The sequence below is a fragment of the Bradyrhizobium sp. I71 genome (assembly GCF_022354745.1).
Classification (GTDB): domain Bacteria; phylum Pseudomonadota; class Alphaproteobacteria; order Rhizobiales; family Xanthobacteraceae; genus Bradyrhizobium; species Bradyrhizobium liaoningense.
This window is the reverse complement of record NZ_CP059398.1, coordinates 1,127,428-1,142,434: the sequence shown is the minus strand read 5'-3', so window position 1 is coordinate 1,142,434 and position 15,007 is coordinate 1,127,428. Positions and strand designations below refer to the sequence as shown.

Genomic DNA, 15,007 nt, shown 5'->3' with positions numbered 1-15,007 from the left:
AGCGCCGGGTGAGGGTTCTCTCAATGCGGGGATTGTCCCGTTGCGGAGATACCCTCTCCCCAACCCTCTCCCGCAAGCGGGAGAGGGAGTACAGCAGCCCGCTCCGCTAGACCAAATTGTCTGGACAACGACCCGCCCCCGATGACCGCAATCCTCACCAACCTGTTCGACGGCGTTGCCTACGGCATGCTGCTGTTCGTGCTCGCCTGCGGGCTCGCGGTCACGCTCGGCCTGATGAACTTCGTCAATCTCGCCCATGGCGCCTTCGCCATGGCCGGCGGCTATGTCTGCATGGTGCTGGTCAACCGGATGGGCTGGCCGTTCTTCGCCGCACTGCCGCTCGCTTTCGTTTCTTCGGCTGCAATCGGTATCGTGCTCGAACGCACGCTGTACCGCCACCTCTATGCGCGCAGCCATCTCGACCAGGTTCTGTTCACGATCGGCCTGACCTTCATGTCGGTGGCGGCCGTGGACTACATCCAGGGCTCCTCGCGCGTCTTCATCAATTTGCCGGCCGCGCTCCAGGGCCAGTTCGACCTGTTCGGCGTCGGCATCGGCCGCTACCGGCTGATGATCATCGTGATCTGCGGCCTGCTCACCATCGCGCTTCAGATGGTGCTGGCCAAAACGCGCTTCGGCAGCCGCCTCCGCGCCGCGGTCGACGATCCGCGCGCTGCGAGCGGCCTCGGCATCAACGTGCCGCAGGTGTTCGCCTTCACGTTCGCCTTCGGATGCGGGCTCGCCGGCCTCGGCGGCGCGCTCAGCGCCGAGATCCTAGGCCTCGACCCATATTTTCCGCTGAAATTCATGATCTACTTCCTGATCGTGGTCACCGTGGGTGGCTCCTCTTCGATCACCGGCCCGTTCCTGGCCTCGCTCCTGCTCGGTATCGGCGACGTCGCCGGCAAGTATTACGTGCCGAAGATGGGACCGTTCGTGATCTACACCATGATGATCGTGATCCTGATCTGGCGACCGAACGGCTTGTTCGGCCGCGCGGCCGCGCGTTGAGTTCGCCGATGAGCGCTTCTTCCGACGTCGGTTATCACGCCCAGCGCCAGGCGCGGTGGCACTATGGCGAAATCGCCTTCTGGCTGATCGTGCTGGCTTGCGGTTTCGCATTTCCGACGCGCTATCTGATCATGACCGATATCCTGCGGCTGGCGCTTTTCGCGATGTCGCTCGATCTCATCCTCGGCTACGCCGGCATCGTCTCGCTCGGTCACGCCGCCTTCTTCGGGGTCGGCGCCTACGCCGCGGGACTGCTTGCCTTGCACGGCATCGTCAACGAGCCCGTGCTGGCGCTGATCGTCGCCGGTCTTGCCGCGATGGTGCTCGGCTTTGCCACCAGCTTCCTGGTGATCCGCGGCGTCGACCTGACGCGCCTGATGGTCACGCTCGGAATCGCACTGCTGCTGGAAGCGCTCGCCGAGCGCTTCTCCAACATCACGGGCGGCACCGACGGCCTGCAGGGCATCGAGATGCAGCCGATCTTCGGCGCGATCCCGTTCGACATGTTCGGCAAGGCCGGCTTCTTTTATTCGCTGGCCGTTCTGTTCCTGCTGTTCCTGTTCGCCCGCCGCGTCGTGAATTCGCCGTTCGGCCTGTCGCTGCGTGCGATCAAGAACAATCCGCTCCGGGCCGCCGCCATCGGCATTCCGGTCAACCGCCGCCTGATCGCGATCTACACGCTGGCTGCGTTCTATGCCGGCATCGCGGGCGCGCTGTTCACCCAGACCACCGCGATCGCCTCGCTCGATGTGTTCGCCTTCGAGCGATCCGCCGACTTGATGCTGGTGCTCGTCATCGGTGGCACCGGCTATCTCTATGGCGGGCTGATCGGCGCGGTGGTGTTCCGCCTGCTCCAAGAGTTGTTCTCGACCATCACCCCGCAATACTGGCAGTTCTGGATCGGGCTCGTGCTGGTCGTGATCGTTCTGGTCGGCCGCCAGCGGCTGCATCGCTGGGTGCTGTATGTGCCGAATCTGGTGATCAAGCAGGTCGCCGGGCGCAAGGCCGTGGTCGCCGTGCCGGAGAGCGACGCATGACCATCGCGCTCGAAACGAAGAACCTCGAAAAGCAATTCGGCGGCCTTCGCGTCACCCGCGATCTGTCCTTGAGGATCGAGCAGGGCGCCCGCCACGCGTTGATCGGCCCGAACGGCGCCGGCAAGACCACCGTCATCAACCAGCTCACCGGGGTGCTCAAGCCGAATTCGGGCCGCATCCTGCTCGAAGGCCAGGACATCACCGACCTGCCCGTGCACAAGCGCGTGCTGCGCGGCCTGTCGCGCACCTTCCAGATCAACCAGCTCTATCCCGACCTGACCCCGCTCGAGACCATCGGCCTTGCCGTTTCCGAGCGTCTCGGCCATGGCGGCGACTGGTGGCGGCGGATGGGCACGCGCAGCGACGTCAATGACGAGATCGCCGAACTCCTGACACGCTTCCACCTGCTCGACGTCATGAACGAGCAGACCGTGACGCTGCCCTACGGCAAGCAGCGCCTGCTCGAGATTGCGGTCGCCATTGCGGCCAAGCCGCGCGTGCTGCTGCTCGACGAGCCCGCCGCCGGCGTGCCCGAAAGCGAGCGCCATGACATTCTCGCCGTCGTCGGCGCGCTGCCGCGCGACGTCACCGTGCTCTTGATCGAGCACGACATGGACCTCGTATTCTCCTTCGCCGACCGAATCTCCGTGCTGGTCTCCGGTGCGCTGCTGACGGAGGGGGCACCCGAGCAGGTCGCGCGCGATCCGCAGGTGAAAGCCGTCTATCTCGGCGAGGAGGCGGTCAATGTCTGACCTGCTCGCGATCGATTCCCTGCGCGCCGGCTACGGCGAGGCCGTGGTGCTGCCGAAGATGAGCTTGCGCCTCGCCGAGGGCCAGGTGTTGGCGCTGCTCGGGCGCAACGGCACCGGCAAGACCACGCTGATCAATTCCATTGTCGGCGTCACGCGCCGCTTCGCAGGCAGCGTCGCGCTCGCCGGCACCGATATCACCTTGCTTCGACCCGACCAGCGGGCGCGTGCCGGCATCGGCTGGGTGCCGCAGGAGCGCAACATCTTCCGCTCGCTCACGGTGGAAGAGAACATGACCGCGGTGGCGCAGCCCGGTCCCTGGACGGTCGAGAAGGTCTACGAGATGTTCCCGCGGCTGAAGGAGCGGCGAAGCAATTTCGGCAACCAGCTCTCCGGCGGCGAGCAGCAGATGCTGGCGATCGGCCGCGCGCTCACCCTCAATCCGAAGGTCCTGCTGCTGGACGAGCCGACCGAGGGTCTCGCCCCCATCATCGTCGAGGAGCTGCTCAAGGCGATCGGGACCATCACCCGGGCGGGCGGCATCTGCTCGATCATCGTCGAGCAGAATGCCCAAAAGATTCTGGGGCTCGCCGATCGCGTTGTGATATTGGAACGCGGAACGATCGTCCACGACGCCCCGAGTGCCGCGCTGAAGGCCGACCCCTCGGTCCTGGAACGCCACCTCGGCGTCGCAGGGGCAGCGGTCCACTAATTCTTCGCTTCTCCCCGCTTGCGGGGAGAAGGAGTACAACGAGCGCCGACTGAAATTTCGGGAGAAACAGAAATGCAGCGAACCAGAGCCCCCTTCCGTGCCGACGAGGTCGGCAGTCTCCTGCGTCCGGCCAAGATCAAGGAGGCGCGCGCCAGGCTCGAGAAGGGCGAGATCTCGGCCGACGATCTGCGCAAGATCGAGGATTTGGAGATCGAGAAGGTCGTGCACAAGCAGGCCTCGATTGGCCTGAAGCTCGCGACCGACGGCGAATTCCGCCGCTCCTGGTGGCATTTCGACTTCCTGGCCAAGCTCACCGGCTGCGAGCTGTTCCACCCCGACACCGGCATCCAGTTCGCGGGCGTGCAGACCCGCCACGATGCGGTCCGCGTCATCGGCAAGCTCGACTTCCCCGACAACCACCCGATGCTGGATCACTTCCGCTTCCTGAAGAAATACGCCGATCAGGCCCACGTCACCGCCAAGATGACGATCCCGTCGCCGGCGGTGCTCCACTTCCGCGGCGGTCGCAAGTCGATCTCCAAGGACGTCTATCCCGATCTCGATGCGTTCTACGAGGATCTCGGCAAGACCTATCGCAAGGCGGTGAAGGCCTTTTATGACGCCGGCTGCCGCTATCTCCAGTTCGACGATACCGTCTGGGCCTATCTCTGCTCGCAGGACGAACTGCAGAAGGCGCGTGAGCGCGGCGACGATCCCGAAGGTCTCCAGCAGATCTATGCGCGCATCATCAACTACGCGCTGGCCGAAAAGCCAGCCGACATGGTGGTGACGACGCATGTCTGCCGCGGTAATTTCCGCTCTACCTGGATCTCCTCGGGCGGCTACGAGCCGGTCGCCGAGACCATGCTCGCCGGCACCAATTACGACGGCTACTTCCTCGAATACGACAGCGACCGCGCCGGCGGCTTCGAGCCGCTGCGCTTCCTGCCCAAGGGCAACAAGGTCGTCGTGGTCGGCGTCATCACCTCGAAGTTCGGTGAGCTCGAGAAGAAGGACGACATCAAGCGCCGCCTGGAAGAAGCCGCCAAGTTTGCCCCGCTGGAGCAGCTCGCGCTCTCGCCGCAATGCGGCTTTGCCTCGACGGAAGAGGGCAACGTCCTCTCCGAGGAGGAGCAATGGGCCAAGCTCAGCCTTGCGGTCGAGATCGCGAAGGAAGTGTGGGGCAACTGAGGCCCCACGCGCCAGCCTCTAGTACGGTCAGGCCTCCTCATACTCACTGTCATTCCCCGCGAAGGCGGGGAATCCAGTACGCCGCGGCTTCTCTGCGTCGCCCCTGTCTCTGGAATACTGGATCGCCCGGTCAAGGCCGGGCGATGACAGTTGAGTGTTCAGCGAATGGCACGGCGTTCAAGGCCGGCGCGTCGTTGCTTCTCCACCAGGTAAACCTCGCCCAGCAGCGACGAGTTCGACCACGGCACCTGCGTGTCCCTCGTTGCGCGACACCTCAGCCCCGCACCCGTCTCACCACCTGCTGCAGCTTCAGGCCGGCTTGCCGACATGCGCGAGAGCCGGGGAGAACGACGTTTTCGCGCCCTCGGCGTTGCGCGCGGCCCGCCCGGCGCCGTCCCGTACGCGACAGGCGGCCGGCTCGCTACGGTCGCCACCACCCCGCTATTCCCTCGGTGGGCAGAATTTGCTAGGAGGCGTAACCCAACCCTTCTGCCCACCGTGTCCCACCCATGAAGAACGACGAAATCCTGAGCCAGATCACGGAGTTCTGCCGCAAGGCGGACATGGCGGAGTCGACGTTCGGCCGGCGCGCGGTGAATGATGGGAAGCTCGTGCATCGCCTGCGCGAGGGAAAACGCATCACCATCGACACGCTGGAGCGGATCCAGGCCTATATGGCCGCATCGATCGCCGGCGGCATGCCGCCGCCGCGGGGACTTCAGGTCCCGCCCGAGAAGCGCGATCCACGCGGCAATTTCCGGTTCTTCGAGAACCGCCAGAAATACCTGCTGTTCGTCCACACCTGCAGCGAAAAGCGAGTGATCGCAGACAGGGTCGCGCTGGAACTGGCCTCCATCCATCCGCGCCCGCCGGCCTTGCGCCTGTTCGATGCCGGCGTCGGCGACGGCACGGTGCTGGCGCGGGTGCTGCGCGCAACGCATCAGCGCTTTCCGCACATGCCGTTCTATGTCGCCGGCAAGGAGCTCAGTCTGGAGGACCTGCGCCTGACGCTGGAAAAGGTGCCGGATCGCATTTTCGAGCATCCGGCGTCGGTATTCGTCTTCACCAACATGTTCTACGCGGAGGCGCCCTGGCTCACGCCGGCATCGCCGGCTGCGGCGGCCGCTACCGTCTGGCATGAGGTGCCGCTTCGCGGCGCTTCGTCGGGCGAGTTCGAGCAGCAGATCGCGGAGCTGAGGCCATTCCTGGAGCAGAACTGGCGCGCCGCGATCAGCCCCCGCACCGCCATGCCGCTCTACGAGCGGCCCGTCGTCCTCGTTCTCTATCGCGAGGACCATAGGTTTCTTCTGGATGCGACCATTCCGCGGCCGGGCCAGGCCGAGGCCAATTTCGACCTCGTCATCGCTTCCCAGCCCTACCGGGCCCTGTCCTCGGTCAATTTCCGGGCCAAACGCATCATTGCCCCCCTGGCGCGGGCGCTTCGACCGGGGGGGCGGCTGATCGGAATCCACTCCCATGGCCAGGATCCGGGCATGGAAATGATCCAGGCGATCTGGCCGGGAGAAAACCCTTTCTCAGTGAGCCGTCATGAGCTATTGCGCGCAGTTAAGTATGAACTTGGATCGGTGGGCCGCGACTTAAATTTTAATGCCTACGCGGACAGCCGTTCGATCTTCAGGTATGATATGGAAGCTCTGCCCAACGAGGTCACGGGCACTATCGGAACCTCGACGGCCTTTGCAGCGTGGAATGCGGCAGTGTATGTCGCTCAGATTGAGGACGACCGGTTGACGGAAATGACTCAAAACAGCCGCACCCTGGACGCCGCCAGGGACGTGCTTCGAAAGTACAATGGGCTCTGGTTTCTCGACGAATCCTACGTCATCTCGCGCCGGCGTGATTGACATCATTAAAGGTAAACATCGCAAACGCCCGCCGGCTAGCGGCGGAACAAGGGGTTACTGATGCGCGCGTCCTATCTCTTCACCAGCGAGTCCGTGTCCGAGGGCCATCCGGACAAGGTCTGTGACCGGATCTCCGACGAGATCGTCGACCTGTTCTATCGTGAAGGGCCGAAGGCGGGCATCGATCCGTGGGCCATCCGCGCCGCCTGCGAGACGCTCGCAACCACCAACAAGGTGGTGATCGCCGGCGAGACCCGCGGTCCGAAGTCGGTGACCAACGAGCAGATCGAGAGCGTCGTCCGGGGCGCGATCAAGGACATCGGCTACGAGCAGGAGGGCTTCCACTGGAAGACCTGCGACATCGAGATCCTCCTGCATCCGCAGTCGGCCGACATCGCCCAGGGCGTCGATGCGCTCCAGCCGGGCGAGGTCAAGGAAGAAGGCGCGGGCGACCAGGGCATCATGTTCGGCTACGCCACCAGCGAGACGCCCGACCTGATGCCGGCGCCGATCTTCTACGCCCACAAGATCCTGCGCCTGATCTCCGAAGCCCGTCACTCCGGCAAGGAGAAGGTGCTCGGTCCGGATTCCAAGAGCCAGGTCACCGTGCAGTACGAGAACGGCAAGCCGGTCGGCGTGCGCGAGATCGTGGTCTCGCACCAGCATCTGGTCGAGGACCTCACCTCCAAGCAAATCCGCGACATCATCGAGCCCTATGTGCGCGAGGCGCTGCCGAGGGACTGGATCACGCCGAAGACGATCTGGCACATCAATCCGACCGGCAAGTTCTTCATCGGCGGTCCCGACGGCGACACCGGCCTGACCGGCCGCAAGATCATCGTCGACACCTATGGCGGCGCGGCCCCGCACGGCGGCGGCGCGTTCTCCGGCAAGGATCCGACCAAGGTCGACCGCTCGGCGGCCTACGCTGCGCGCTACGTCGCCAAGAACATCGTCGCGGCCGGTCTTGCCGACCGCTGCACGCTCCAGCTCGCCTACGCCATCGGCGTCGCGCGTCCGCTGTCGATCTACATCGACACCCACGGCACCGGCAAGGTGCCGGAGGATCAGCTCGAGAAGGCGGCGGCCCAGGCGATGGATCTCACGCCCCGCGGCATCCGCACCCATCTCGACCTCAACCGCCCGATCTACGCGCGGACGTCTGCCTACGGCCATTTCGGCCGCACGCCCGACAACGAGGGCGGCTTCTCCTGGGAGAAGACCGATCTCGTCGAGCCGCTCAAGCGCGCGCTCTAGTTCTCTTGCGTCGTTCCGGGTTCGCTCGTTTCACGAGCGCCCCGGAATGGCGAGCCAACAAACAGGAACCCCCCATGAACGCGAAGCCCGGCTTCACCGATTACATCGTCAAGGACATTTCGCTCGCCGATTTCGGCCGCAAGGAGCTCTCGCTGGCCGAGACCGAGATGCCCGGCCTGATGGCCACCCGCGAGGAGTACGGCCCGAAGCAGCCGCTGAAGGGCGCGCGGATCGCCGGCTCGCTGCACATGACCATCCAGACCGGCGTGCTGATCGAGACGTTGGCCGCGCTCGGCGCCGACATCCGCTGGGTCTCCTGCAACATCTATTCGACGCAGGACCACGCTGCCGCCGCGATCGCGGCCGCCGGCATTCCGGTCTTTGCCGTCAAGGGCGAGACGCTGACCGAGTACTGGGACTACACCGCGAAGCTGTTCGACTGGCACGGCGGCGGTCACCCGAACATGATCCTCGACGACGGCGGTGACGCCACCATGTACGTCCATCTCGGTCTGCGCGCCGAGAACGGCGACGCCGCCTTCCTCGACAAGCCCGGCTCCGAGGAAGAGGAAGTCTTCTTCGCGCTTTTGAAGAAGCAGCTCAAGGAGAAGCCGAAGGGTTACTTCGCCGCCATCGCCAAGAGCATCAAGGGTGTGTCCGAGGAGACCACCACGGGCGTGCATCGTCTCTATGACATGCAGAAGGCGGGCACGCTGCTGTGGCCGGCCATCAACGTCAACGACAGCGTCACCAAGTCGAAGTTCGACAACCTCTATGGCTGCCGTGAATCGCTGGTCGACGGCATCCGCCGTGGTACCGACGTGATGCTGTCGGGCAAGGTCGCGATGGTCGCCGGCTTCGGCGACGTCGGCAAGGGCTCGGCCGCCTCGCTGCGCCAGGCCGGCTGCCGCGTCATGGTGTCGGAAGTCGATCCGATCTGCGCGCTGCAGGCCGCGATGGAGGGCTACGAGGTCGTGACCATGGAAGACGCCGCGCCCCGCGCCGACATCTTCGTCACCGCCACCGGCAACAAGGACATCATCACCATCGAGCACATGCGCGCGATGAAGGATCGCGCCATCGTCTGCAACATCGGTCACTTCGACAACGAGATCCAGATCGCGGCTCTCCGTAACCTGAAGTGGACCAACATCAAGCCGCAGGTCGACGAGATCGAATTCCCCGACAAGCACCGCATCATCATGCTGTCGGAGGGCCGCCTCGTGAACCTCGGCAACGCGATGGGCCATCCGTCCTTCGTGATGTCGGCATCCTTCACCAACCAGACGCTGGCGCAGATCGAGCTGTTCGCCAACAACAAGGACGGCAAGTACGAGAAGAAGGTCTACGTGCTGCCGAAGACGCTCGACGAGAAGGTCGCCCGCCTGCACCTCGCCAAGATCGGCGTCAAGCTCACCGAGCTGCGCAAGGACCAGGCCGACTACATCGGCGTGAAGCAGGAAGGTCCGTACAAGTCGGACCATTACCGCTACTGAGCCGTACGCAGTTGCGACACAAAGGCCCCGGAGCGATCTGGGGCCTTTTTTTGTTGGGTCTGCCTGTGGTACGCTTTCAGGTAGAGCCGAAACAAGCCTGCCACTTTCCAGAGCCGGCGGCCGATTTCCCACGTTCATTGTCGGAAATGCATATGGAGGGAATGCGATGTCCAGCGAAGCCAATGTCCAGCTATTGAGGGAAGCCTATCGCCAGTGGAGCGACAGCAAGGGCCAAGACGTCGACTACTGGTTCGACAAGGTCATCGGCCCGCAGATCAAGTTCGATTCGATTCCGCAGGGGGATGCGGCAGTGCCTTTTGCCACGCGTTATGACGACCGCAATGCACTGCGCGGCTATTTCGAGGGTCTGCTGGCTGACTGGAGCATGCAGTACTACACGATGAACGAATTCGTCGCACAGGGCGACACCGTCGTCGCGCGCGGGGAGTGCGCATGGACCAACAAGAAGACCAACAAGGTCGCGAAGACGCCGAAGATCGATTACTGGCGCTTCAAGGACGGCAAGGCGGTCGAATTCCACGAGTATTTCGACACCGCCAAGGTCTACGGCGCGACCGTCCCGTGATGGTTGCAATTCGGCGCGGCCCTGCCATGCTGCGGCGAGGGAGAGCGCCATGACGGAAGCGAAAGAACATTTCGATGTCCTCATCGTCGGTGCCGGGCTATCCGGCATCGGCGCGGGCTATCATTTGCAGACCAGGTGTCCGACCAAGAGCTACGTCATCCTGGAGGGGCGCGATTGCATCGGCGGCACCTGGGACCTGTTCCGCTATCCCGGCATCCGCTCCGACAGCGACATGTTCACGCTCGGCTATTCCTTCAAGCCGTGGACCGACCCGAAGGCGATCGCCGACGGGCCGCAAATCCTGAACTATGTGTGCGAAACAGCCAGCGAGAACGGCATCGACAAACACATCCGCTTCCGCCATCGCGTCAAGCGCGCTTCTTGGTCGATGAGCGAGGCGCGCTGGACCGTCGAGGCCGAGCGCATCACGGGGGAGGGCGCGAGCGATCTGGTTCGCTTTACCTGCAATTTCCTCTTCATGTGCTCGGGCTATTACAAATACGAGGCGGGCTACACGCCGGAGTTCAAGGGCGCTGCGGATTTCGCCGGCCGCATCGTGCATCCGCAGAAATGGACCGAGGACATCGACTATGCGGGAAAGCGCATCGTCGTGATCGGCTCGGGCGCGACCGCGGTCACGCTGGTGCCGGAGCTCGCCAAGAAGGCGGCGCAGGTCACCATGCTGCAGCGCTCGCCGACCTATGTGGTATCGCGGCCGGCGCAGGATCCCCTCGCCAACAAGTTGCGCCGCAATCTGCCGGCGCAGCTGGCCTATCATTTGATCCGCTGGCGCAACGTGATGTGGGGGATGTTCTTCTTCCAGCTCAGCCGGCGCAAGCCTGCCAAGGTCAAGGACCTCATTCTCAAGGGCGTGCGAATGGCGCTCGGCCCCGACTACGACGTCGCAACCCATTTTACCCCGCGCTACAATCCGTGGGACCAGCGGCTGTGCCTGGTGCCGGACGGCGACCTCTTCAAGGCGATCCGTGAGCAGCGCGCCAGCGTCGTTACCAACGAGATCGACACGTTCACGCATGACGGCATCCGCCTGAAGGACGGAAGCGAGCTTGCGGCCGACATCATCGTGACGGCGACCGGATTGGTGCTCCAGGTCGTCGGCGGCCTCGAGGTCAGTGTCGACGGTCGCGCCGTCGATTTTGCCAATACGCTGACCTACAAGGGCATGATGTATGCCGACGTGCCCAACATGGCCTCGGCCTTCGGTTACACCAACGCGTCCTGGACGCTGAAATGCGATCTCACCTGCGAATATGTCTGCCGTCTCATCAACTACATGGACCGGCACAATTTCCGTCAATGCGTACCGCACAACGACGATTCGACGATCACAGCGCAGCCGTCGCTGGATTTCACATCGGGCTATGTGCAGCGCGCGGTGGCCAAGATGCCGAAGCAGGGCTCGAAGCGGCCGTGGCGGCTGTACCAGAACTACGCGCTCGACATCGTCTCCCTGCGCCTTGGCCGGATCGACGACGGTGTGATGCGCTATTCCTGACGGCGCCTCCGCAGCGCGGTTTCGGCCGGCTCACGAATTGCTGCTTCGTGTCTGCGTCGGTCCTGTCGACCTCCTACGCGTAGTGACGGGCGGATCATCCTGTCCGGGCGGCGCGGCGGCGCCTGAATTCCTGCACCGGCAGGCCGCCCCAGCCCCAATTGTCGGTGTCCACTTCCTCGATCACCACAAAGGTGGAATCGAGCGGCTTGCCGAGCACGTCGAGCAGGAGCTGGCTCGAACCCTTGATCAGCGCGGCCTTCTCCTCCGCAGTGGGCGACGCCGCTCCCGGCGTCGTTCCCTCGCGGGTGACTTGAATGGTGACGATGGGCATCGTGCTTCTCCTCGTCTCAATGACCGGCGCTCTGGCCGCCGTCGACATGCAGGATCTCGCCGGTGACGAAGGAGGCCCCCTCGAGATAGAGGACCGCATCGACGATGTCGGACATCTCGCCCATATGACCGACCGGGTGCAGCGCACTGAGCTGCGCATGCGTCGCGACCGGATGCATCGGCGACTTGATGATGCCGGGTGAGACCGCGTTCACGCGGATGCCGCGCTTGGCGTACTCGATCGCGAGCGATCTGGTCGCAGCGTTCAGCCCGCCCTTGCTCAGCGAGGCCAGCACGGATGGCACGTTGGAATTGGCCTGATCCGCCAGCGTGGTCGTGATCTGCACCACGTGGCCGGACCCCTGCTTCTCCATCTCGGCGATGGCGAGCTGCGTGATGTTGAAGAAGCCTGCGACGTTCGTTCCCATCACCGCCGCATAGTCCTCGGCCGTGTATTGCGTGAACGGCTTTGCGACGAAGATGCCGGCGTTGTTGACCAGCGTGTCGACCCGGCCGAAGCGGGCGATCGCCTGCGAGACTACGCGCTCGGCAGTGGAACGGTCGGCGATGTCGCCGGGAACGGCGAGGACATCATCGTCGCCAGACGGCTTGATGGAGCGCGCCGTAGCGACGACGCGGTAGTTGCGATCGCGAAAACCCTGCACCAGCGCGGCGCCGATACCCTGCGATGCGCCGGTGACGATGGCGACCTTCTGCTCGATACCCATGATGGGCTCCTGTTGTTGGCTTTGAGACCTGCGCCAGCAGCGGCTGGCTTGCGTGCTGAGGTACGCCGCGGCGGCCCGGTCGCGAATAGCCGCTGTCCGGCACACACTCTTCCGCCGCGCGAACGAATGCGGGGCCGGCGGCTGGGTAGTTGTCGAGGTTGCAGCGAACGCCTAGCCTGCGAGCGGAAGCTCAGAGCAAGACGGGAAGGGAATGGATCGTCTGGATGCGATGAAAGTGTTCGTCCTGGCCGTGGACGAAGGCAGCTTGGCTGCCGCAGGACGCAAGCTCGGCCGCTCGCCGGCGGCGGTGAGCCGGGCCATCGCCTTTCTGGAGGAACGCGTGGGGGCCGAGCTGCTGCACCGGACCACGCGCTCGATCAAGCTGAGCGAGGAGGGGGAGCGCTATGCCGCGATCTGCCGCCGTGTGCTCGCCGAGCTCGAGGAAGCCGACGACATCGCGGCGGGACCGCGCACGGCGCCGCGCGGCCTGCTCACGATCACCGCTCCCGTGGTCTCGGGGGAGATGGTCTTGCGGCCGATTCTGGATGCGTTTCTCGATGCCTATCCCACCGTGTCGGCAAAGCTCCTGCTGTTCGATCGCGCGGTCAATCTGATCGAGGAGGGGATCGACGTCGCGCTTCGCATCGGTCCCTTGGCGGATTCGGCGATGATTGCCATGCGGGTCGGAGAGATCAGCCGTGTCGTGGTGGCAGCGCCGCGTTATCTGAAGCAGCATCCGCGTATCGCCGAGCCCGGCGATCTCGCCAAGCACCAGATCGTCGCCATGGCGCATCTGCCCAATTCCTGGACCTTCGCGCCGCAGGCGGGGTCATCGGTGCCGCGCTCGGTGCAGTTCACCCCGCGGCTCGTCGTCAACAGCACCTATGCGGCAGTGGCCTCTGCCGTCGCCGGGCGCGGCGTGGCGCGGATGTATTCGTACCAGGTCGCCGAGCAGGTCGCGCGCGGCGAGCTCGAGATCGTGCTGGCCGGCGACGAGGACCCGGAGATGCCTGCGCATTTGATCTGCCCGCAGGGCCGGCTCTCGGTGCCGAAGGTGCGGGCCTTCACCGACTTCGCCGTGCCCCGGCTGAAGAAGCAGTTTGCGCTGCTGAAGAAGAGCATCAAGGCGCGCTGAGCCGCTTCGCGCCCCCGCAATGCGTTGTTTTGCGTATACGGCGGCCCGGCTGAATCGGCGAGGGTTCCAAAACGGTTAACGCCGATTTAACGGATGAGTCCTAGCCTGTCTCGGCCGGGGTTACTCGCAAAGCCGAGGTGAGCCCAATGGAAGCCCAGAAGATCGCGGTCGACGCTGTCGTCGCGCTGACCGATTGCGACCGCGACGCCGTCATCGCCTTCATCCGCCGACTCTACCTGGCCGGCGTCACCGATCCGAAGCGCCTGACCTTCAAGGGGCTGCAGGCGCTGTCGCGGGCCTGATTTCGGACGGTTTCGGCCCTTTCAACCCCAAGTTCCGGGCCGAACGCTCTCCCCAGCGTGATTGCAACCTTCCGGTGAATATCTTGTCGCTCGGGCTCGGCCGGAGTAGATGACGTCCCCGGCTGGGTTCACTTGGGAACTGGGGAAATGCTGAAACAGCTTTTTGCGCCGCAACTTGTCATTCTTTATGTGCTGGCGGCCTCGACGATTTACGTTCACTTCCGCGGCAAGCAGCGGCTGCGCTTCGCGCGCCAGCTCGGCGATCACTCGACCTATCTCGCGCCCTACAACGTGCTGATGTACGCCGGCTCGGCCGTGCCGAACAAGCCGGTGATCTCGGTCGATCAGTTTCCGGAGCTGAAGCCCCTGAGCGAGAATTGGGAGACCATCCGCGACGAGGCGGTGCGCCTGTTCGACGAAGGTTTCATTCGCGCTGCCGCGAAGAACAACGATTGGGGCTTCTACTCGTTCTTCAAGAGCGGCTGGAAGCGGTTTTACCTGAAATGGTACGACGACTTCCTGCCCTCGGCACGCACACTGTGCCCGAAGACTGTGGAGCTCCTGAACGCGATCCCGAGCGTGCACGGCGCGATGTTCGCGATGCTGCCCCCGGGCGGCAGGCTCGGTGCCCACCGCGATCCCTTCGCGGGCTCGCTGCGCTACCATCTCGGCTTGGTCACCCCGAACTCGAACAAGTGTCGGATTGTCGTCGACGGCGTCGAATGCGTCTGGCGCGATGGCGAGGCCTTCATGTTCGACGAGACCTTCATTCACAGCGCCGAGAATGCGACCGACGTCAACCGCATCATCCTGTTCTGCGACGTCGAGCGTCCGATGAAGTACGGCTTCATGACCGCGATCAACCGCTGGGTCAGCCATCACATCGTCAAGGCGTCGGCGACCCAGAACGTCGATGGCGAGAATGTCGGCGTGCTCAACAAGATGTTCGGCAAGCTCTACGAGATCCATCTCGCCAGCCGCAAGGTCAAGGAGTGGAACCGCAACGTCTACTACACGCTGAAATACTCGCTGACGGCGCTGATCCTCGGCCTCATCGTGTGGTCCGCGCTGCGGTGATCGGGCGGCGATGCG

General features: G+C 64.2%; 15 protein-coding genes. 13 read left to right on the top strand and 2 right to left on the bottom strand.

The genetic code is table 11. The annotated features are described in order from the left end of the window. The first annotated feature begins 141 nt into the window (after nt 1-141). From FJV43_RS05665 to FJV43_RS05620, 10 genes are all read left to right on the top strand, one after another. Entirely contained in the window at nt 142-1,011 is an 870-nt protein-coding gene (locus tag FJV43_RS05665) for a branched-chain amino acid ABC transporter permease (RefSeq protein WP_239625259.1), read from the top strand. An 8-nt stretch (nt 1,012-1,019) separates the two neighbouring features. Further along, nucleotides 1,020-2,048, top strand: a complete 1,029-nt coding sequence (locus FJV43_RS05660; protein ID WP_239625257.1) for a branched-chain amino acid ABC transporter permease — start codon at nt 1,020-1,022, stop codon at nt 2,046-2,048. Next, the gene (locus FJV43_RS05655) at nt 2,045-2,800 is read left to right on the top strand and encodes an ABC transporter ATP-binding protein (RefSeq protein ID WP_239625256.1); all 756 of its coding nucleotides are present in this window, start codon (nt 2,045-2,047) and stop codon (nt 2,798-2,800) included. The genes FJV43_RS05660 and FJV43_RS05655 overlap by 4 nt, the downstream gene beginning before the upstream one ends. Then, nucleotides 2,793-3,509, top strand: a complete 717-nt coding sequence (locus FJV43_RS05650) for an ABC transporter ATP-binding protein (protein ID WP_239625254.1) — start codon at nt 2,793-2,795, stop codon at nt 3,507-3,509. The genes FJV43_RS05655 and FJV43_RS05650 overlap by 8 nt, the downstream gene beginning before the upstream one ends. A 72-nt stretch (nt 3,510-3,581) precedes the next feature. After that, complete coding sequence (locus FJV43_RS05645) at nt 3,582-4,700, top strand: cobalamin-independent methionine synthase II family protein (RefSeq protein ID WP_239625252.1); 1,119 nt, start codon at nt 3,582-3,584, stop codon at nt 4,698-4,700. Between the two features lie 509 nt (nt 4,701-5,209). Next, the gene (locus tag FJV43_RS05640) at nt 5,210-6,565 is read left to right on the top strand and encodes a hypothetical protein (protein ID WP_239625250.1); all 1,356 of its coding nucleotides are present in this window, start codon (nt 5,210-5,212) and stop codon (nt 6,563-6,565) included. 60 nt (nt 6,566-6,625) lie between these two features. After that, a complete protein-coding gene (metK, locus tag FJV43_RS05635) occupies nt 6,626-7,822 on the top strand; it encodes a methionine adenosyltransferase (protein WP_239625248.1) in 1,197 nt (398 codons plus the stop codon). 74 nt (nt 7,823-7,896) lie between these two features. Beyond that, a complete protein-coding gene (gene ahcY, locus FJV43_RS05630; protein WP_126255762.1) occupies nt 7,897-9,318 on the top strand; it encodes an adenosylhomocysteinase in 1,422 nt (473 codons plus the stop codon). Between the two features lie 166 nt (nt 9,319-9,484). Beyond that, a complete protein-coding gene (locus FJV43_RS05625; protein WP_239625246.1) occupies nt 9,485-9,904 on the top strand; it encodes a nuclear transport factor 2 family protein in 420 nt (139 codons plus the stop codon). 49 nt (nt 9,905-9,953) lie between these two features. Next, complete coding sequence (locus FJV43_RS05620; RefSeq protein WP_239625244.1) at nt 9,954-11,420, top strand: NAD(P)/FAD-dependent oxidoreductase; 1,467 nt, start codon at nt 9,954-9,956, stop codon at nt 11,418-11,420. A gap of 94 nt (nt 11,421-11,514) precedes the next feature. On the opposite strand, the gene FJV43_RS05615 is transcribed toward FJV43_RS05620, so the two are convergent. Both FJV43_RS05615 and FJV43_RS05610 read right to left on the bottom strand, forming a co-directional pair. Beyond that, nucleotides 11,515-11,751, bottom strand: coding sequence for a 4-oxalocrotonate tautomerase family protein (locus FJV43_RS05615; RefSeq protein ID WP_239625242.1), 237 nt, complete (start codon nt 11,749-11,751; stop codon nt 11,515-11,517). A 16-nt stretch (nt 11,752-11,767) separates the two neighbouring features. Then, on the bottom strand, nt 11,768-12,478 hold the full coding sequence (locus FJV43_RS05610) for an SDR family oxidoreductase (protein ID WP_194392939.1): 711 nt from the start codon (nt 12,476-12,478) through the stop codon (nt 11,768-11,770). A 211-nt stretch (nt 12,479-12,689) separates the two neighbouring features. Here FJV43_RS05610 and FJV43_RS05605 point away from each other — a divergent pair, with 211 nt between their 5' ends. The 3 genes from FJV43_RS05605 to FJV43_RS05595 all read left to right on the top strand — a co-directional run bounded on the left by FJV43_RS05605 (nt 12,690) and on the right by FJV43_RS05595 (nt 14,992). Beyond that, nucleotides 12,690-13,613, top strand: a complete 924-nt coding sequence (locus tag FJV43_RS05605; protein ID WP_239625240.1) for a LysR family transcriptional regulator — start codon at nt 12,690-12,692, stop codon at nt 13,611-13,613. Between the two features lie 146 nt (nt 13,614-13,759). After that, entirely contained in the window at nt 13,760-13,915 is a 156-nt protein-coding gene (locus FJV43_RS05600) for a hypothetical protein (RefSeq protein WP_014493894.1), read from the top strand. A gap of 147 nt (nt 13,916-14,062) precedes the next feature. Further along, nucleotides 14,063-14,992 carry an aspartyl/asparaginyl beta-hydroxylase domain-containing protein gene (locus tag FJV43_RS05595; RefSeq protein ID WP_239625238.1) on the top strand — a complete coding sequence of 310 codons (930 nt, stop codon included), beginning with the start codon at nt 14,063-14,065 and terminating at the stop codon, nt 14,990-14,992. The last annotated feature ends 15 nt before the right edge of the window (nt 14,993-15,007 follow it).

Excerpts from the sequence above, each read along its gene's own strand:
- FJV43_RS05665 (WP_239625259.1), top strand. The coding sequence starts at position 142 with ATGACCGCAATCCTCACCAACCTGTTCGACGGCGTTGCCTACGGCATG.
- FJV43_RS05660 (WP_239625257.1), top strand. The coding sequence starts at position 1,020 with ATGAGCGCTTCTTCCGACGTCGGTTATCACGCCCAGCGCCAGGCGCGG.
- FJV43_RS05655 (WP_239625256.1), top strand. The coding sequence starts at position 2,045 with ATGACCATCGCGCTCGAAACGAAGAACCTCGAAAAGCAATTCGGCGGC.
- FJV43_RS05650 (WP_239625254.1), top strand. The coding sequence starts at position 2,793 with ATGTCTGACCTGCTCGCGATCGATTCCCTGCGCGCCGGCTACGGCGAG.
- FJV43_RS05645 (WP_239625252.1), top strand. The coding sequence starts at position 3,582 with ATGCAGCGAACCAGAGCCCCCTTCCGTGCCGACGAGGTCGGCAGTCTC.
- FJV43_RS05640 (WP_239625250.1), top strand. The coding sequence starts at position 5,210 with ATGAAGAACGACGAAATCCTGAGCCAGATCACGGAGTTCTGCCGCAAG.
- metK (WP_239625248.1), top strand. The coding sequence starts at position 6,626 with ATGCGCGCGTCCTATCTCTTCACCAGCGAGTCCGTGTCCGAGGGCCAT.
- ahcY (WP_126255762.1), top strand. The coding sequence starts at position 7,897 with ATGAACGCGAAGCCCGGCTTCACCGATTACATCGTCAAGGACATTTCG.
- FJV43_RS05625 (WP_239625246.1), top strand. The coding sequence starts at position 9,485 with ATGTCCAGCGAAGCCAATGTCCAGCTATTGAGGGAAGCCTATCGCCAG.
- FJV43_RS05620 (WP_239625244.1), top strand. The coding sequence starts at position 9,954 with ATGACGGAAGCGAAAGAACATTTCGATGTCCTCATCGTCGGTGCCGGG.
- FJV43_RS05615 (WP_239625242.1), bottom strand. The coding sequence starts at position 11,751 with ATGCCCATCGTCACCATTCAAGTCACCCGCGAGGGAACGACGCCGGGA.
- FJV43_RS05610 (WP_194392939.1), bottom strand. The coding sequence starts at position 12,478 with ATGGGTATCGAGCAGAAGGTCGCCATCGTCACCGGCGCATCGCAGGGT.
- FJV43_RS05605 (WP_239625240.1), top strand. The coding sequence starts at position 12,690 with ATGGATCGTCTGGATGCGATGAAAGTGTTCGTCCTGGCCGTGGACGAA.
- FJV43_RS05600 (WP_014493894.1), top strand. The coding sequence starts at position 13,760 with ATGGAAGCCCAGAAGATCGCGGTCGACGCTGTCGTCGCGCTGACCGAT.
- FJV43_RS05595 (WP_239625238.1), top strand. The coding sequence starts at position 14,063 with ATGCTGAAACAGCTTTTTGCGCCGCAACTTGTCATTCTTTATGTGCTG.